The 17,580-nt window shown below is 65.8% G+C and carries 14 protein-coding genes; 6 read left to right on the forward strand and 8 right to left on the reverse strand.

Features of this window, described 5'->3' with window-relative positions:
• Positions 1-17: 17 nt before the first annotated feature.
• The 3 genes from ASD28_RS16905 (at position 18) to ASD28_RS16915 (ending at position 4,212) form a co-directional block, all read left to right on the forward strand.
• Complete coding sequence (locus ASD28_RS16905; protein ID WP_056130333.1) at positions 18-1,115, forward strand: amidohydrolase family protein; 1,098 nt, start codon at positions 18-20, stop codon at positions 1,113-1,115.
• Positions 1,116-1,234: 119 nt separating this feature from the next.
• On the forward strand, positions 1,235-2,071 hold the full coding sequence (locus ASD28_RS16910; RefSeq protein ID WP_056130338.1) for a DeoR/GlpR family DNA-binding transcription regulator: 837 nt from the start codon (positions 1,235-1,237) through the stop codon (positions 2,069-2,071).
• 62 nt (positions 2,072-2,133) lie between these two features.
• Positions 2,134-4,212 carry a glycoside hydrolase family 36 protein gene (locus ASD28_RS16915; RefSeq protein WP_056130341.1) on the forward strand — a complete coding sequence of 693 codons (2,079 nt, stop codon included), beginning with the start codon at positions 2,134-2,136 and terminating at the stop codon, positions 4,210-4,212.
• Between the two features lie 47 nt (positions 4,213-4,259).
• On the opposite strand, the gene ASD28_RS16920 is transcribed toward ASD28_RS16915, so the two are convergent.
• The 8 genes from ASD28_RS16920 to hemF all read right to left on the reverse strand — a co-directional run bounded on the left by ASD28_RS16920 (position 4,260) and on the right by hemF (position 13,573).
• Positions 4,260-5,363, reverse strand: a complete 1,104-nt coding sequence (locus ASD28_RS16920) for a glycosyltransferase family 9 protein (RefSeq protein ID WP_056130344.1) — start codon at positions 5,361-5,363, stop codon at positions 4,260-4,262.
• A gap of 357 nt (positions 5,364-5,720) precedes the next feature.
• Complete coding sequence (gene galA, locus ASD28_RS16925) at positions 5,721-8,573, reverse strand: beta-galactosidase GalA (RefSeq protein WP_056130347.1); 2,853 nt, start codon at positions 8,571-8,573, stop codon at positions 5,721-5,723.
• 75 nt (positions 8,574-8,648) lie between these two features.
• Complete coding sequence (gene rng, locus ASD28_RS16930; protein WP_056130348.1) at positions 8,649-10,133, reverse strand: ribonuclease G; 1,485 nt, start codon at positions 10,131-10,133, stop codon at positions 8,649-8,651.
• Positions 10,134-10,217: 84 nt separating this feature from the next.
• The gene (locus ASD28_RS16935) at positions 10,218-10,838 is read right to left on the reverse strand and encodes a nucleoside triphosphate pyrophosphatase (protein ID WP_056130351.1); all 621 of its coding nucleotides are present in this window, start codon (positions 10,836-10,838) and stop codon (positions 10,218-10,220) included.
• A 4-nt stretch (positions 10,839-10,842) separates the two neighbouring features.
• Entirely contained in the window at positions 10,843-11,313 is a 471-nt protein-coding gene (gene rlmH, locus ASD28_RS16940; RefSeq protein WP_056130354.1) for a 23S rRNA (pseudouridine(1915)-N(3))-methyltransferase RlmH, read from the reverse strand.
• Positions 11,314-11,319: 6 nt separating this feature from the next.
• Complete coding sequence (rsfS, locus tag ASD28_RS16945; RefSeq protein ID WP_056130358.1) at positions 11,320-12,006, reverse strand: ribosome silencing factor; 687 nt, start codon at positions 12,004-12,006, stop codon at positions 11,320-11,322.
• Positions 12,006-12,665 carry a nicotinate-nucleotide adenylyltransferase gene (locus ASD28_RS16950; protein WP_156650910.1) on the reverse strand — a complete coding sequence of 220 codons (660 nt, stop codon included), beginning with the start codon at positions 12,663-12,665 and terminating at the stop codon, positions 12,006-12,008. Before ASD28_RS16950 ends, rsfS begins: the two co-directional genes overlap by 1 nt.
• Complete coding sequence (gene hemF, locus ASD28_RS16955) at positions 12,662-13,573, reverse strand: oxygen-dependent coproporphyrinogen oxidase (protein WP_056130364.1); 912 nt, start codon at positions 13,571-13,573, stop codon at positions 12,662-12,664. The genes ASD28_RS16950 and hemF overlap by 4 nt, the downstream gene beginning before the upstream one ends.
• 435 nt (positions 13,574-14,008) lie before the next feature.
• Here hemF and ASD28_RS16960 point away from each other — a divergent pair, with 435 nt between their 5' ends.
• The 3 genes from ASD28_RS16960 to ASD28_RS16970 all read left to right on the forward strand — a co-directional run bounded on the left by ASD28_RS16960 (position 14,009) and on the right by ASD28_RS16970 (position 17,529).
• A complete protein-coding gene (locus tag ASD28_RS16960) occupies positions 14,009-16,381 on the forward strand; it encodes a hypothetical protein (protein ID WP_056130367.1) in 2,373 nt (790 codons plus the stop codon).
• 60 nt (positions 16,382-16,441) lie between these two features.
• Positions 16,442-17,026 (forward strand): PEP-CTERM sorting domain-containing protein, encoded by a 585-nt coding sequence (locus ASD28_RS16965; RefSeq protein ID WP_056130369.1) that lies wholly within the window; start codon positions 16,442-16,444, stop codon positions 17,024-17,026.
• A gap of 209 nt (positions 17,027-17,235) precedes the next feature.
• Positions 17,236-17,529 (forward strand): GIY-YIG nuclease family protein, encoded by a 294-nt coding sequence (locus ASD28_RS16970; RefSeq protein ID WP_056130914.1) that lies wholly within the window; start codon positions 17,236-17,238, stop codon positions 17,527-17,529.
• Positions 17,530-17,580 lie beyond the last annotated feature (51 nt).

Raw genomic sequence — 17,580 nt, forward strand, 5'->3', positions numbered from 1 at the left:
CCAAGGAGGAGATTCCCATGCATTCGATCCTGATCCGGGCGATCCTGGCGGCGCTGCTGGCGCTGCCGCCGGCATTCGCCGCCGACACGTACACGATGGCCGAGTTCGACAAGGTGCCGAAGGTCGATGCCCACCTGCACCTGCACGGCGCCAGCCAGGATGCCTACCTGGCGCTGGCACGCCGGGACAACTTCCGGGCACTGACGATCAACGTCGACTATCCGGATTTCCCGCCGCTCGAACGGCAGCGCCGCATCGCCAGCGCCGCCGCCCACGCACATCCGGACCGGATCGCCTGGGTGGCGTCGTTTTCGACCCAAGGCTTCGAGCGGCCCGGCTGGACCGAAGCGACGCTGAAGGACCTCGACGGCGCGCTGGCCGACGGCGCCGTCGGCGTCAAGGTCTGGAAGAACATCGGCATGGCGTTGCGCGATGCGCGTGGACGGCTGGTCATGGTCGACGACGCGCGCCTGGCGCCCCTGTTCGACGGCCTGGCGGAGCGCGGCACGATGGTGCTCGGCCACCAGGGCGAGCCGCATAACTGCTGGCTGCCCCTGGCGCGGATGACGGTCAACAACGACCGCGAGTATTTCAAGGCGCATCCGGCCTACCACATGTACCTGCATCCGGAGATGCCCGGCTACGACCAGCAGATGGCGGCGCGCGACCGCCTGCTGGCCCGTCATCCGCGGCTGCGCTTCACCGGCGTGCACATGGCATCGATCGAATGGGACGTCGACCGGCTGGGACACTGGCTGGACGCGCATCCGGGTGCATACGTCGACGTGGCGGCCCGCATCGGCCAGGTCCAGTACCAGTCGCAGCGCCGCCGCGAGCGCGTGCGTGACTTCTTCATCCGTTACCAGGACCGCCTGATGTACGGAACCGACCTGGCGCAGTCGGACGAGCAGCCGGACGCGGGTTTCGCCAGCGATCTCGACACGGTTTGGCGACGTGACTGGCGCTACTTCAATACCGCCGACACCTTCGCGGTGCCGGAGCTGGACTCGCCTGTGCGAGGGCTGGCGCTGCCGCGCGTCGTGGTCGACAAGCTGTACCGCCTGAATGCGGAAAAGGCCTATCCGGGCGCGTGGCAACCGCCGCCCGCCGGCTGAACGACGTAGCGCCGGCGGCGCGGGCGGCCGGCACCGATCTTTCGTTTCATTTCGGATGGAGCCTCCTGTATGATCTGGCTCTCCAATACGGGGCGACGACGAGGCCCGAAAGATCGGCAATGAAAGAAACAAAGAGAACGGAAGCGAAACCTTCGACGCAAAACCTTCCCGGTGCGCCGTCCGACCCCGACCTGCTGGTCGAGGAAAGGCGGCGCCGCATCCGCGAACTGGTCGGCGAACGCGGACGGATCACGGTGGCGGAGCTCGCGGACATGTTCGACATTTCGCAGGTCACCGCGCGCAACGACCTGAACGCGCTGGCGGAGATCGGCGCCGTGGTGCGTACGCGCGGCGGCGCGCTGGCCCAGCGTGACGACGAAGACCTGCCGATCGGCGTCAAGCAGACCTTGCGCCGCGCCGAGAAGATGCGCATCGCCGAAGCGGCCGTGAAACTGATCGGCGAGGGCCAGACGATCGTGCTCGATTCGGGCACGACCACGGCGGAAATCGCCAAGCAGATCCGCGGCCTGAAGTTGCAGTCGGTGAACGTGATCACGAACGCGCTCAACATCGCGGTCCTGCTGGCCGGCGCGCCCCACGTCACGCTGATCATGCTTGGCGGCGTGCTCAGGCCAAGCTCGTATTCGCTCGGCGGTCCGCAAGCGGAAAGCGCGCTGCAGGGCCTGCATGCCGACATCCTGTTCCTCGGCTTCGACGGCCTGGATCCGGAGATCGGCGTGATGACGCCGCACCTGCTGGAAGCGCGCCTGAACAGCCGCATGCTCGAGATCGCACGCCGGGTGGTCGCGGTCGGCGATTCGTCGAAGCTGGGGCGGCGCAGCCTGTCCGTGATCGCCCGGATCGAACAGGTCGATTGCATCATCACCGATACCGGCGCGGTACCGGAGACAGTCGAGGCGCTGCGGGCACGCGGCGCGCAAGTCGTGCTGGTGTAGGGACGGCAGTGCCGGCCCGGCGCCGGCCATGTAGTCCAAACATTGACATGACGAGGAGACTTATGAAACGAGCGCATGACGAACGCCGGCGTACCCTGCTGCAGTGGCTGGCAGGGACCGCCGTCGCATCGACGGTCGGATCCGCGGCGGCAGCGGGCAACGGCAGGGACGTGGCGCGGATCGGCGACGCCGCGATGGCGCTGGAATTCGACGGCGAGTTGCGCTGCCGCCTGCTGTCGAAGCGGGGAGCGCGCGCGACGGCCGTCACCGCCTTCGCGTCGAGCGAGCGCCTGCGGCTCGCGAACGGGCGCTGGATCGAGCGCTTCGCCATGTCCGGCCAGGCTGCCGACCGTGTCGACGGACCGCATGGACCGGGCCTGCGGCACCGCTTTACCGGCGTGGCGCCCGACGGCATCGAAAAGACCGTCGCCGTCACGTTCCATGACCGGCATCCCGGTTTCGCGATCATCCGGGTCTCCTACCGCAACCTGGGCAGCAAGCCGCTGGACATCACCGCCTGGGCCAACAGCGCCCATACCCTGCGTCCGGCCGCCGGCCGCAAACCGGAATTCTGGACCTTTTCCGGCGCCACGCACCAGGACCGGCGCGACTGGGTGTTGCCGATGGCGCCGGGCTTCGAGCAGCGCAACTTCATGGGCATGAACGCGTCCGACTATGGCGGCGGCACGCCGGCCGTGGACGTCTGGCAGCGGGATTGCGGCGTGGCGGTCGGGCACCTCGATACCGTGCCGCGCCTGGTCGCGCTGCCGGTGCGGGCGACGGCCGGCGGCGCCTCGCTGGCGGTCGAGTTCGAGGGTGCCGCCACGCTGGCGCCGGGCGGCACCCTCGACACGCTGGACACCTTCCTGGCCCTGCATACCGGCGATTATTTCGCGGCGCTCGACCGTTACCGCCAGGTCATGGCCGAACGCGGCGTGCGCGCGCCGGACGCGCCGCCCGAATGCTACGAGCCGATCTGGTGCGCCTGGGGCTACGAGCGCGACTTCACGATCCCGCTGATGGTCGGCACGCTGCAGAAAGCGAAGGAACTCGGGCTCGAGTGGGCGGTGCTGGACGATGGCTGGCAGAACAATGAGGGCGACTGGAAGCTCGACACCAAGAAATTTCCGAAAGGCGAGGCAGACATGCGCGGCCTGGTCGGCGCGGTGAAGGAGGCCGGATTGAAGGCGCGTCTGTGGATCACGCCGCTGGCAGCCGATCCGGGCACCGACCTGCTGCACGAGCATGCCGACATGCTCTTGCTGGACAAGGACGGCGCGCCGCAGCTGATCTCGTGGTGGAACAGCCTGTACCTGTGCCCGGCCTATGAACCGACCATCGAGATGACCCGGGCTTTCGTGCGCAAGATCCTTGGCGAGTGGGGCTATGCCGGCCTGAAGATCGACGGCCAGCATCTGAATGGCGTGGCACCCTGCTACAACCCGGCGCACAAGCATGCGCGGCCGGAGGAATCCTTCGAGAAGCTGCAGGATTTCTGGAAGATGGTCTACGACACCGCGCGCGAGGTCAATCCGCATGCGGTGGTCGAATTGTGCCCCTGCGGCACCGCCTACGCCTTCCATAATTTCCCGTACATGAACCAGGCGCCGGCCTCGGATCCGCTGTCATCCTGGCAGGTCCGGCACAAGGGCAAGACCTTGAAGGCGCTGATGGGACCGTCGGCGGCCTATGCGGGCGACCACGTCGAACTGAGCGACGGCGGCGAGGATTTTGCCTCGACGGTCGGCATCGGGGCGGTGCTGTCGACCAAGTTCACCTGGCCCGTCGATCCCAAGCCGAAGGACAGCTTCCTGCTGACGCCGGAACGCGAGGCCAAGTGGCGCAAATGGATCGGCATCTACCGCGACAAGATGCTGGCCAACGGCGTCTACCGTGGCGAACTGTATGACATCGGCTTCGACAAGCCGGAGGCGCACGTCGTGGAAAAGGATGGCAGGTTGTACTTTGCCTTCTTTGCGCCACGCTGGGACGGGCCGATCGAGATACGTGGCCTCGGTCCGGGCCGCTATCGCCTGCGTGACTACGTCGACGAGCGCGAGCTGGGACAGGTCCAGTCCGGCGCCAACCGCATCACCGTCCGCTTCGAGCATGCCTTGCTGCTCGAAGCCGTGCCGGCCTGAAAAACAGAAGGCCGCACGAAGCGGCCTTTGTCACGCGCGCGTCGAGATCACGCCAGCGCGTGCATCACCGCATCGACTGGAATCGCCTTGACCCAGTCCCGTCTCTGATCCGCCGTGATGACGGTGGAGTTGGCCTTGTCGACCGGGGCCCATTCCGGCGTCTTCTGGCGCATCAGCGCGACGACCGGCACGCCCACGGCATTCGCCAGGTGCATCACGGCCGTCTCGACGGACACGATCAGGTCGCACTGCGCCAGCATCGCGGGCAGCTGGAAGAAGTTTTCGTTGGCGCTGAACAGTTCCGTGCGGTCGAGCTGGCGGCGCGCCAGCATGGCCTTCACGTTGTCCACTTCCTGCGGCACCGCGTTGACGATGAAGCAGGCATCGCGCCATTCCGGCTGGGCGCGCATCGTCGTGATCAGTTCGGCCACGCGCTCGACGGGCCAGCAGCGCTTGCGCGTCTTGGCGAACGGGTTGATGAAGACGAGCTTGCCCCGGCGGCCGTCGAAGCCCCATTCGTGCAGGCGCGCCTTCGCGCCCTCGACGAACTGCCCGGGAATGTGCACGAACGGGATGCGTCCGGCCGGCGGAATGTCCACGCCGGCCAGCTGGCGGAACCAGTCAGCATGCACGTCGCTGATGTGCGGCGCGCTCGCGCGGTCGGCCACGTCCGGGTCGAGGCTGGCGTCCAGCTTGCGGTAGCTGAACCAGTGGATCAGGCCCTGCAGGCCGTGCGGCTTCTTCAGGCCGAGCACGAAGCCGTCCGGGCTGATCTCGCGCGCGAGGTCGGCGTAGAAGTGCGGACGCAGGGTGCCCAGCGAGACGACGATCGGGTAGTGCTCCTGCTGCGCTTCCCGGATGGAAGCCTGGAACAGCTCCGGCGAGTAGTTCTGCTTGTAGACCTTCTCGATGAAGTCGCAGGCGTCGAGCCAGTCGTACAGGACGTTCTTTTTCAGGTGCGGCCACTGCGAGGCGTCGCTCGTGCGGCGCACTTCGTCCACCCACAGGTGCAGTTTCAGGTGCGGGTAGGCGCGCGCGAACGCCTGGAAGCAGTTCTGCAAATAGGTGTAGTCGCCCAACGCCAGGTGGGCGATGAACAGGATCTTGTCCGATTTCTTCAGCAGATCGGTAGGAATGAGAGGTACGTTCATTGTCTCTTACGGGTCGCCTGCCAGTTGTTGTCCGACGCCGCCAGCGGTATATCAGGGTCTGCGATTCAGCAGCGCTAACCGGTCGGCTGGCTGCGCATCTGCCTGGTGAGGATGCACACTACCGCCAACTCTCGAAATCTTCAACAAATTGTCTCGAATTGTAGTCCAAACCGGGACACTGCGTTGCCCCTGACCATATTTTTAGACGCATTGTCCTGTGCGAGCAACATGAACTGAACAGGATGACAAATCCTTGTCCTGGAGACGGCGAAACTGGCGTATTAAATTAACATCGGCCCCGCCGTGCCGTCGGCACGGAGGGCTGGATTCTACGCCATGCGGATTCGCGATGGTGATTTAGAACGACAACAGGCGCACGACGCCGCTCAGGCCGTGTGGTTGCCCGGCCGTCAGGGGGCACAGGACGCTCAGGCGGGCCCTGGCCTCGCCGGCCGGGAAGGCGACCCGCAGCGGCGCAGGGGCGCCGGTGGTCTTTTCGCCAGCTTTCCTGCCGTCGATGAAGACCTGGCACGGGCCGGTCACCTCGGCGAATTCGAGGATGCCGCCTTGCTTGCGCACGCGCGCAAAGGGATAGACGTCGGTGGCGTACAGCATGTAGCCGGTCTGCCCGGCCGGTTTGGCGCGGGCGCCGGGCGTGATCCAGCCCCACGAGTTCATGTCCGTGCCGGCAGGGCGCAGGTTGGGATCGACCGGGGTCGGGCTCTGCGGCGACGAGCGCCAGCCGTCGAGGACCTGCACCGGCGCCGAGGTGGGCTGGTAAGCCCAGGGCTGGGCCTTGCGCACCTCGACATCGAGCACGGCGGATTTGAGCCCGGCCGCGCTGGCGCTCAGCCTGAAGGTGCCTGCGCTGCCTTCGCGGGTCTGCACGATCACCTGGGCCAGCCCGTTGAACAGTGCGCGCGTGTTGCCCTTCTCGCTGCTGGTGTCGTTCGGATCGCCATTGCCCAAGCCGATGATGTCGCCCCCCTCGGCCTTGAACACGATCTGGTGCTGCGCCAGCGGCACGTGGCGGCCCTGCGCATCGAGTGCTTCGACCTGGATGGGCTGGGCGTCGAGGCCGTCGCCGCGCATGAGTGAACGGTCCGGCGTGAGCTTGAGCGCGACCGGCGCGCCGGTGGTCTCGACCTCGAACCGTTTCACCACCTTGCCGCCGCGATAGCCCACGGCCGACAGCTTGCCGGGCGCATACCGGACCTGCCAGCGGTTCATCTCGTAGATGTCGCCCTTCTGGCGGCCTTGCGAGCGGCCGTTCAGGAACACTTCGACCTCATCCATGTTGTGCAAGGCCATCACGGTGATCGGCTGGCCTTCCTTGCCGGCCCAGTTCCAGTGTGGCGCCAGCCGCAGCACCGGCTCCTTGCGCCACTGGGCCTGGTGCAGCCAGAAGGCGTCCTTCGCGAAGCCGCACAGGTCCATGATGCCGAAGAACGAGGAATTCGATGGCCATTCGTGCGGCGATGGTTCGCCGTGGTAGTCGAAGCCGGTCCACACGAACGCGCCGGCCACGAAGGGCCGCTCGGCCACGGCTTTCCAGCCGACCCGGTGGGTCGTGCCCCAGGAGGACGCATCGTCGTCGTAGCTGGCGAAGATGTGCTTCTCCGGGTCGGTCACATAGGCGCCGCGCGTCTGGTAGGCCGAGACGTCTTCGGACGACGTCATCGGCACGGTCGGGAAAGCCTGGTGGAACGCGTCGTAGGCCTGGTACTGGTAGTTGAAGCCGACGACGTCGACCGCCTGGGCCGCGTTGGCGGGCTCGAACTGGCCGGTGTTCATGGCGGCGGTGGTGGGGCGCGACGTGTCGAGCGCGCGTACGGCGGCGACCATGCGGCGCACCATTTCCCGGCCCTGCTCGGTGCCCTGGATGGGTTCCTCGTTGAACACCGACCACAGGATGATGGACGGGTGATTGCGGTGGCAGCGCACCAGCCAGCTCAGCTCCTCGACATGCTCCGGAGAGGGGTTGAATACGCGGTTCTCGTCCATCACGAGGAAGCCCAGCTCGTCGCACAGTTCGTAGAAGCGCTTGTCCTGGGCATTGTGCGAGCAGCGGATGGCGTTGACGCCGAGTTCCTTCAGGCGGCGCATGCGGTAGTCGAGCAGGCCGTACGGCACGGCCACGCCGACCCCGGCGTGATCCTGGTGAATGCACACGCCCTGCAGCTTGACGTGCCGGTCGTTGAGGAAAAAGCCGAGCTCGGGGTCGAAGCGCTGGGTGCGGAAACCGCAGCGGGTGGTGACTTCGTCGAGCAGCCTGCCGTCCTGCAGCACGCGGGTGCGCACGCTGTACAGGTTGCGTTCTTCCAGGCTCCACAGTTCAGGCGCGGCCACGCGCATGCTGCCGGTGACGACCTGGCGCGTCAGCACGCCCACGTCGGCCGGGGCGCCGAAGCTGGCCACGGTCTTGCCTGCAGCGTCGACGAGGACGCTCTCGACCTGCACCCGCTGCGCGCTCTTGCGGATGTTGTACAAGGTCACTTCGAGCGGAATGGTCCACTGGCCGTCGGCGAACACGGGATGGGCGAACACGCCGTCGGTGGCGATGTGGACCTGCTCGCGCTTGACGAGCCACGTGTTGCGGTAGATGCCGGCGCCTTCGTACCACCAGCCCTGCATGGTGTCGGCATCGACGCGGACCACGAGCGAATTGAGCGCGTCGCCGTAGGTGGCGAACGGGGTCAGGTCGATGTAGACCGAGCTGTAGCCGCTCCAGGTGTGCGCCACCTGCGTGCCGTTGAACCAGACGGTGCCAAGGGTCGCCATGCCGTCGAGCTGCAGTTCGATATGCTTGCCGTGGTCGGCCTCGTCCAGGCGGATCAGCGTGCGGTACCAGCCGATGCCGCGCTTGCGGTAGCCCTGCGCCACGTTGGCGCTCTGCTCGGGCACCTGCGCACTCGCGAAGTCGTGCGGCAGCGTGACGCTGTTCCACTCGGAATCGTCGAAACCGGGCGCCGCGGCACCGCTGGCATTGCCGGCCTTGGCGTTGGCGTAGGTCCAGCCATGGCCCCGGATGACCGGGAAGGCGATATCGCCTTCATGGAAGCGCCAGCCCTTGTTGAGCGACACGACCGTGCGTCCGGGCGCGGATGTGGGGCGGGCCTGGCTGGCGTCCGCGTAGGCGGAGGACTGGCCGAAGACCGAGGTGGTGGCGAGCGCGCCGGCGCTCTTGAGGAAGTCGCGTCTGTTGAGCATGCCCGCAACACTATCAAGGTTGGCATGCGCTGTCGACGCTAAAAGCGCCGGTGCAGGTTACGATTTTCGGCAGGCTTACATGAGAATCACGTCGTACTGTTCCTGGTGATAGCCGCGCTCGACCTGCAGCGAGATCCGCTTGCCGATGAAGTCGCCGAGCATGGCCAGGTGCTGCGACTCTTCCTCGAGGAACAGGTCGACCACTTCCTGCGACGCGACGATGCGGAATTCGCGCGGGTTGAACTGCTTGGCTTCGCGCAGCAGTTCGCGCAGGATCTCGTAGCAGATCGTCCGGCTCGTCTTGACCTGGCCCTTGCCGCCGCAGGCAGGGCAGGGCTCGCACAGGATGTGGGCCAGCGATTCGCGCGTGCGCTTTCTCGTCATTTCGACGAGGCCCAGCGCCGAGAAGCCGCTCACGGACACCTTCGTGCGGTCGCGCGACAGCGTCTTCTTGAGCTCCGCGAGCACGGCGTTGCGGTGCTCGGTGTTCTCCATGTCGATGAAGTCGAGGATGATGATGCCGCCCAGGTTGCGCAGCCGCAGCTGGCGGGCGATGGCGTGTGCCGCTTCCAGGTTCGTCTTGAAGATCGTGTCGGCGAAATTGCGCCCGCCGACGAAGCCGCCCGTGTTGACGTCGATGGTCGTCATCGCTTCGGTCTGGTCGACGATCAGGTAGCCGCCCGATTTCAGGTCCACGCGCCGGCCCAGCGCGCGCAGGATCTCTTCCTCGACGCCGTACAGGTCGAACAGCGGGCGCTCGCCCGTGTAGTGCTGCAGGCGCGACAGCACGCTCGGCGTGTACACCTGGGCGAATTCGACGAGTTTCAGGTAGTTCTCGCGCGAGTCGACGAGGATCGCGGCCGTCTCGTCGTGCACGAAGTCGCGCAGCACGCGCTGGGCCAGGCTCAGGTCCTGGTACAGCAGGCTCGTCGCGGGACGCGTGCGCGCGCCCGTCATGATGGCGCCCCACGTCTTGCGCAGGTAGTCGACGTCGGCGGCGAGGTCGGCGTCGGACGCGTCCTCGGCCTGCGTGCGCACGATATAGCCGCCTTTTTCGTCCGGCGGCAACAGGCCCGCGAGGCGCGCGCGCAGGGCTTCGCGCTCGGATTCCTTCTCGATCTTCTGCGAGATGCCGATGTGTTTATCCTGCGGCAGATAGACGAGCATGCGGCCCGCGATCGAGATCTGCGTGGATAGGCGCGCGCCCTTCGTGCCGATCGGATCCTTGATCACCTGGACGGTCAGCACCTGGCCGTCGAACAGGATTTTTTCGATGGGCGTCGGTGCGCTGTTGCTGTTACTGCTGCTGCCGTTCGCGCCGTCGTGCGGCCTGGCTTCCCAGATGTCGGCCACGTGCAGGAACGCGGCGCGTTCGAGGCCGATGTCGATGAAGGCCGACTGCATGCCCGGCAGCACGCGCACGACCTTGCCCAGATAGACGTTGCCCGCGAGACCGCGGGTGAGCGTACGCTCGATGTGCAGCTCTTGTACGGCACCCTGAACCACCAGCGCGACGCGCGTTTCCTGGGGGGTGATGTTGATCAGGATGTCTTCAGTCATGAGGCCGGGTTTTAATTGTTGTCTCGGGTCACATCATACACGCAGGGTGGGGTCATTGATGCCGGGGGCATCGATTACCCCATCCTACAGCGCGCTGACGCCCGCTTTCTGCAGTAACTGCGCCGTCTCGAACACGGGCAAGCCCATGATGCCGGAATGGCTGCCTTCGATGTGCTCGATGAACAGGGCGGCGAGGCCCTGGATGCCATAGGCGCCGGCCTTGTCGTAGGGCTCCGGCGTCGCGCAATAGGCGCGGATCGCTGCCGGCGTGAGCTGGGCGAAACGCACGTTCGACACCTGCGTCACCTGCTCGAACACGTCCGTGTAGTGCAGCGCGACCGACGTCAGCACCTGGTGCGTGCGGCCCGACAGGCGTTCCAGCATCGCATGCGCTTCCTTCGGATCGGCCGGCTTGCCGAGGATTTCGCCGTCGATGGTGACGGTCGTGTCGGCCGACAGCACGGGGCGCAGCGGCATGCGGCGCATGTGCAGCACGTTCCACGCGAACGCGCCTTTTTCGCGCGCCACGCGGGCCACGTAGTCCATGGCGGGCTCGCCCGCGAACGTGTCTTCGCTGACGTCGATGCCGCGGGCCGGATCGGAGCGCAGGCTAAGGATGTCGAAATCGATGCCGACCTGGCGCAGCAGTTCGCGGCGGCGCGGGCTCTTCGAGGCGAGGTAGATTTTCTTGTCGAGCTGTTTCATCGGCTCATACCCGATGGTAGGGGTGGTTCTGGGTGATGGACCAGGCACGATATAACTGTTCTGCCAGCATCACGCGCACGATACCGTGCGGCAGCGTCATGCTGGAGATGCGGATCAGACCGTCCGCGCGTGCCTTGAGTTCCGGATCGAGGCCGTCGGCCCCGCCGATCAGGAAGGCGATGTCGCGCCCGTCCTGCTGCCAGGCCTCCAACGCTTGCGACAGGCCCACGCTGGTGAGATCCTTGCCGCGCTCGTCGAGGGCGACGATGCGCACGCCTTTCGGCAGCACGGCCTCGATGCGCTCGCGTTCGAGCGCCATCGCGGTGGCCGCCGTCTTGCTGCCGGACCGTTCGACCGGTTTCACTTCCTTCAGCACGATGCGCAGCTCCGGCGGCATCCGCTTCGCGTATTCCGCGAAGCCGGTCTCGATCCAGGCCGGCATCTTGTGGCCGACCGCGACGATGAACAACTGCATCGCAGCTTATTCTTCGGTTTTCTTGATGCGGCGGATGACTTTCTTGGCCGGTGCGTCGCCCTCGGCTGCGGCTTTCGTCGCGCGCTTCGGTGCGGCAGCAGCCTTGGCGGCCTTGGCAGCTTTGGCGTCCGCGGCAGCGGTCTTGGACACGGCAACCTTCACGGTGGCGCCCGTCGGGATCTTCTTGGCGGCAGGTTTCCGGGCGGCCGGCTTGGCGTCAGCCGCCTTCTTCGCGGCCGGCTTGCGCTCGCGCACCGGCTTGGCGTCTTCCTGCTCCTGGTTCGCGGCGAGGTGCTTCGACTTGGTCTTCGGTGCGGCCGCGTCCTGGCCTTCGGTCGTCGACTTGCGCTTGGCGGCGCCCAGTTTGACGGGCTTGTCGCCCCAGATTTCTTCCAGGCGGTAGTACTGGCGGATGGCCGGCTGCATGATGTGCACGATCATGTCGCCCAGGTCGACGAGGACCCATTCGCCCGTGTCTTCGCCTTCCAGCCCGACCACGTCGCCGCCTGCTTCCTTGACCTTGTCGCGCACCGAGGCGGCCAGCGCCTTGGTCTGGCGATTCGACGTGCCCGACACGACCGCGATACGGTCGAACAGGCTGGTCAGGTGCGTCGTGTCGAACAGAACGATGTCCTGGCCCTTGACGTCTTCGAGGGCGTCGACGACGAGCGTTTGCAGTTTCTTGATATCCATTAGTTTTTGTACAAGTTATGTTGTTGAATATAGTCTAGCACTTGCGGCGCAACGAGCGCGCTTATGTCAGTACGGGGTTCGGCGTGCAGGGCAGCGCGCACCTGCGTGGCCGATATGTCGATGGCCAGCGTGTGCGCCAGGCACACCTTGCCCGCCGGGTTGGCGCGCACGGCGTCGAACGACGCGCGCCGCTGCGCCAGTTCGGCTGCCACGGCGGGCGGCAGCGCGGCGTCGTCGAGCCGGTAGCCGGGGCGGGCGGCGACGCCGAAATTGGCCAGCGCGAACAGGTCGCGCCAGTCGCGCCAGGTGTCCAGCTTCTGCAACTGGTCCGCACCCATCACGAACACGATGGACGTATCCGGCCCGAGTTCGGCGCGCACGTCGCGCAGGGTTTCGACCGTGTACGTGGCGCCATGACGGTCGATCTCGCGGGTATCGATCGTCACGGGTGCGCTACTGCCTGCAAATGCCAGTTCCAGCATGGCCACGCGGTCGGCGTCGCCCGCTTCCAGGCCACTCTTTTTTTGCCACGGCTGGCCGGCCGGCAGCACGCGCAGTTCGTCCGGGTGGAGCTGGCGCGCGAACAACTCGGCCAGCGCGACGTGGCCGTGGTGCACCGGGTCGAAACTGCCGCCCAGCAGAGCAACACATCTGGTCACGGGGCGAGCCAATCCCGGTGCGGCAGGAAGTCGGTGTAGAGCTTTTCTTCCGGACTACCCGGCTCCGGATGCCAGTCGTAGCGCCATTTGACGATCGGCGGCATCGACATCAGGATCGCTTCCGTCCGGCCGCCCGACTGCAGGCCGAACAGCGTGCCGCGGTCCCACACGAGGTTGAACTCGACGTAGCGTCCGCGCCGGTACGCCTGGAAATCGCGTTCGCGTTCGCCGTAGGGCTGGTCCTTGCGCGCCGTCAGGATCGGCAGGTAGGCATCGAGGAAGCCGTCGCCGACGCTCTGCACCATCGCATACGACTGCTCGAACCCGAGTTCGTTGAAGTCGTCGAAGAAGATGCCGCCGACGCCGCGCGCTTCCTTGCGGTGTTTGATATAGAAATAATCGTCGCACCAGCGCTTGAAGCGCGGGTGCAGGTCGTCGCCGAACGGCGCCAGCGCGTCGTGGCAGACCTGGTGGAAGTGGCGCGCGTCGTCCGCATTGCCGTAATAGGGCGTCAGGTCCATGCCGCCGCCGAACCACCAGACGGGTTCCTTGCCCTCGGCCGTCGCTTCGAAAAAGCGCACGTTCATATGCACGGTGGGTGCGTACGGATTGTGCGGGTGCAGCACGAGCGACACGCCCATCGCTTCCCAGGCGCGGCCCGCCAGTTCCGGCCGCGCGGCCATCGCCGAGGCCGGCAGGCTGGCGCCGCGCACGTGCGAAAAATTCACGCCGCCGCGCTCGATCACATTTCCACCTTCGATGAGGCGCGATACGCCGCCGCCACCTTCGGCCCGTTCCCACGTGTCGCGCAAGAAAGGCTTGCCGTCGACGTCTTCCAGCGCTTGCACGATGCGCGCCTGGAGGTCGAGCAGCCAAGCCTTGACGGCGGCCGGATTAATTGTAGCCATGTGGAAATGTGAGAGAAAAAAAGCGAACGGGGATTGTACACTGATGAACTGGATCGTGACAGGCACCCGCCAACACCGATTCCAGCACCCCGCCGGCGCGAATAAAAATCCTGCGCAAATCTCTACAATTTTCTGCATTTTTCTAGCTTTCGTCGTTACGAATGCAAGAAACGCGTGCGTATTACTAATAGTCTACGTCGAAAGAAACCGATTTCACGCCAGCCGCATAGGCCGGTGTCGGAACGAGTCAATAACGAAAACGACGGAGACCTTCATGGAACACACGATCCCCCCTCGGCCGCGACCTTGACGCGCCAACTTGTCCTCTCCCATCCAATGTCTTCATCGTGACGGCCCGTCCGTGGCCGTACCGACGGGGATGGTGCATTGCAGCAAACCGGTAATCCCGGTCCAACACTTTCTTGGAGTTCAAGCATGAAGAAGCAAACTCTTGCGCTTGCCTGCGCCGTGGCAGGCCTGGTGGCAGCGTGCGGCGGCAGCAGCAGCCCGTCCTCGCAATCGCCTTCTTTCGCCGCCATGATCGGCAGCGCGTCCGGCGGCGGCGCAGACGTTGCGACGACGGGTAGCCGATGGCAGAGCGTCAAGTACGGCGGCAGCGGCTACGTGACCGGGCTGATCTTCCACCCGACCAGCCCGAACGTGCTGTATGCGCGCACCGACATGGGCGGGGTCTACCGCAGGGATACGGCCACTTCCGGCTGGACGCCGATCACGGACGGCTTCGGCGTCCGCGAAGAATTCTATAACGGGGCCGAAAGCGTGGCCCTGGATCCGACCGACGACAAGCGCGTGTACCTCGTCACCGGCATGTACGATTGGTCGGGACAGAATGCCCGCCTGTACATCTCCACGAACCGCGGCGACAGCTGGACGCACGTCGACCTGCCGTTCCGTGCCGGTTCCAACGATCCGGGTCGCGCCATCGGCGAGCGCCTGATGGTCGATCCGAACCAGCCGTCGGTCCTGTACTACGGCTCGCGCACGTCGGGCCTGTGGAAGAGCGCCGACTACGGCCAGACCTGGAGCCAGGTGACGTCGCTGACGTCGTTCCAGTACCCGGGCGACCAGATCGGCTCCCTGCCGGGCCGCACGTCGGGCGGCATCGAGAGCGTGCTGTTCGACACCTCGACCACGGGCTCGGGTACGGCCACGCAGACCATCTACACGGCGGTGGCCCCGGATTACGCTGCCGCGGCCGGCCTGAACGCCAACCTGTACAAGTCGACCGACGGCGGCGCGACCTGGACGGGCGTGTCGACTCCCGTGACCGGCTACTACATCCCGCACATGGTCCGTGCCAAGGACGGCATCATCTACGTGGCGTTCACGAAGGACATGGGCCCGGGCGCCGGCGGCCCGGCCCGCCTGTACAAGTTCGACGGCACCAACTGGACGCTGCTGAAGAGCTACGATACGGAGCAATGGGTGAACTTCGGCATGGGCGGCCTGTCGGTCTCCGGTTCCGGCCCGACCACCCGCATCGCGCTGGGCGTGTCGAACTCGTGGGGTAACTGGCAGGGCCAGCCGGTCGTGCAGGTGTCCGACGACGCCGGCCTGACCTGGCGCGAGATCGCGTCGATGACCCCGCACACCCCGTCCGACGTGGACTTCTCCGGCTGGGTGGACGACGTCGAGATCGATCCGAACAACCCCGACCACATCCTGCACGTGTTCGGCGGCGGCATCTGGGAGACGAAAACCGCATCGGCCGCCACGCCCACGTGGAACCTGGACGTGACCAACCTCGAGGAAACCGCGACGATCAGCCTGGCGACGCCGCCCAAGGGCGCCAGCTATGCGCTGCTGCGCAGCTCCGGCGACATCGGCACGCACGTGCAGACCGAGGTGCTGAAGAAGCCGACGCGCGGCCCGATCGGCTACTTCAGCAACGGCCACGCCGCCGACACGGCCTGGTCGAACCCGGCCTACATCGCGGCCGTCGGCACCGGCGGCTGGGTCCAGAACAACCCGCGCGGCGCCTACTCGACCGACTCCGGCGTGACCTGGACGCCATTCGCCAGCAAGCACCCGGACGCGGCATCGAACGACCACCAGGGCGGCGAGGAAACCATCGCCGTCACCGCGCCGGGCAAGGCCGTCTGGGCACCGTCCGGCGCGCGGCCGGCCTACACGACCGACAACGGCGCCACCTGGACGTACACGAACCTGCCGGACCTGTCCGCGGTGGGCATCGGCCGCGGCTACCGCGTCGTCGCCGACCGCAAGAACCCGAACAAGGTCTATGCGTTCAACTCGGGCGGCGCGTGGTGGAACCAGTGGGCGGACACGTCGCATTTCTGGTACTCGAACGACGGCGGCCATACCTTCACCGAGAGCACGACGTTCGTCAGCGCGGGCGCGCGCGTGGCGGCCTTCTACCAGTCGTCGATCGCCGTCAATCCGAATGCCGAAGGCGACATCTGGGTGGTCGACGGTTTCAGCATCCTGCACTCCACCGACTCGGGCGTGACCTGGACCAGGCTGGATGTGACCGCGCCGGACTGGGGCACCAACGAGACGTGGAGTTATCCGCAGGTGTACGGCGCCACCTCCATTGCGCTGGGCAAGGCGCCGGCCGGTGCGACGTACTCGTCTTCGATCTACATCGTCGGCATCATCAACAACGTGTGGGGCGTGTACCGCTCGGATGACGGTGCCAGGACGTGGCGCCGGATCAACGACGACAAGCACCAGTACGCCGGCATCAGCAACCTGGCCGCCGACCAGGCCGTGCCCGGACGCGTCTATGCCGCCGGCGCGGGCCGCGGCGTGTTCTTCACCTACTGATGATGGCAATGCCGGTGCCCGCATGGGCGCCGGCAGCAACGATTACTTCCGGAGACTTTCATGAAATTCAAATCCATTCTCGCCGCCGTCGCCTTGATGGCAGCAGGCAGCGCCGGCGCCACCGTCCTGAACTTCGATGGCCTGACCGAGATGATGTACGGCGACGGCTTTCCGCTGGCCGGCGGCATGACCTACAACGGCCTGAACCTGACCTACGTCGAGTCGGGCTTCCAGGTGACCCTGAATGCGCCGGGCGCGGACGCGGACGCGGCCCACGTCGGCGACGGCACGTACGAGCCGTCGACGTACAACTGGCACGACGGCATGGAAAACGGCTGGGACACGTTCGTCACGCTGACCCGCGTGGGCGGCGGCAAGTTCAACCTGAACAGCTTCGACTACTTCATGGATTGGAGCGACGTGTCGGCCGACGGTGTGTCGGTCGGTTCGATCCAGGACTCGGGTACGTGGAGCACGGTCCTGACCGGCATCACCGAACTGCGCATCGGCTCGGGTGCCTACAACCAGATCGACAACGTCAACGTGGAAGCGGCCGCGCCGAGCGGTTCGGTGCCGCTGCCGGGGACGCTGGCGCTGATGCTGGGTGGACTGGCCGCGGGTAGCGTGGCGCGTCGCCGGAAATAACGTCGTTCCCGCGGAGGCGGGAACCCATGCTGAGCTTCCGAAGTCAGCCCATTCAGCGCGTCACGGTGCTTCGACGTTACTGAACCCGGTTGCTCTATATGGATTTCCGCTTGCGCGGGAACGCCGAGTCATGCGAACTTTTGCAGCATCTCAGCAATAAAACGAGTCCATCATTGGAACATGTCACTTTCGGCATCGAGGACTCAACCATGGACAGATCAAGCTACGTCTATATGTTGGCGAGCGGCTTGAACGGAACACTCTACGTTGGCGTGACAAGCGACCTCGTAAAACGTGTTTGGCAGCACCGAGAAGGCCTGGCTGAAGGATTCACAAAGCGATATCGCGTCAAGATGCTGGTCTGGTATGAGATTCACGCCGATATCATGGAAGCGATCCGGCGCGAAAAGCAGATCAAGAAGTGGGACAGGTCGTGGAAGGTGGAGCCGATTCAGAAGACCAATCCCCGGTGGTGTGACCTCTATGCTGATATTGTAGGCTAGCGAGCTCAGCATGGGTTCCCGCTTGCGCGGGAACGACGGCAGGGTAAAAAA

The organism is Massilia sp. Root133, from assembly GCF_001426525.1.
Taxonomy (GTDB): domain Bacteria; phylum Pseudomonadota; class Gammaproteobacteria; order Burkholderiales; family Burkholderiaceae_D; genus Telluria; species Telluria orientalis.

Coding starts and splice junctions, on each gene's coding strand:
- ASD28_RS16905 (WP_056130333.1), top strand. CDS start 18: ATGCATTCGATCCTGATCCGGGCGATCCTGGCGGCGCTGCTGGCGCTG.
- ASD28_RS16910 (WP_056130338.1), top strand. CDS start 1,235: ATGAAAGAAACAAAGAGAACGGAAGCGAAACCTTCGACGCAAAACCTT.
- ASD28_RS16915 (WP_056130341.1), top strand. CDS start 2,134: ATGAAACGAGCGCATGACGAACGCCGGCGTACCCTGCTGCAGTGGCTG.
- ASD28_RS16920 (WP_056130344.1), bottom strand. CDS start 5,363: ATGAACGTACCTCTCATTCCTACCGATCTGCTGAAGAAATCGGACAAG.
- galA (WP_056130347.1), bottom strand. CDS start 8,573: ATGCTCAACAGACGCGACTTCCTCAAGAGCGCCGGCGCGCTCGCCACC.
- rng (WP_056130348.1), bottom strand. CDS start 10,133: ATGACTGAAGACATCCTGATCAACATCACCCCCCAGGAAACGCGCGTC.
- ASD28_RS16935 (WP_056130351.1), bottom strand. CDS start 10,838: ATGAAACAGCTCGACAAGAAAATCTACCTCGCCTCGAAGAGCCCGCGC.
- rlmH (WP_056130354.1), bottom strand. CDS start 11,313: ATGCAGTTGTTCATCGTCGCGGTCGGCCACAAGATGCCGGCCTGGATC.
- rsfS (WP_056130358.1), bottom strand. CDS start 12,006: ATGGATATCAAGAAACTGCAAACGCTCGTCGTCGACGCCCTCGAAGAC.
- hemF (WP_056130364.1), bottom strand. CDS start 13,573: ATGGCTACAATTAATCCGGCCGCCGTCAAGGCTTGGCTGCTCGACCTC.
- ASD28_RS16960 (WP_056130367.1), top strand. CDS start 14,009: ATGAAGAAGCAAACTCTTGCGCTTGCCTGCGCCGTGGCAGGCCTGGTG.
- ASD28_RS16965 (WP_056130369.1), top strand. CDS start 16,442: ATGAAATTCAAATCCATTCTCGCCGCCGTCGCCTTGATGGCAGCAGGC.
- ASD28_RS16970 (WP_056130914.1), top strand. CDS start 17,236: ATGGACAGATCAAGCTACGTCTATATGTTGGCGAGCGGCTTGAACGGA.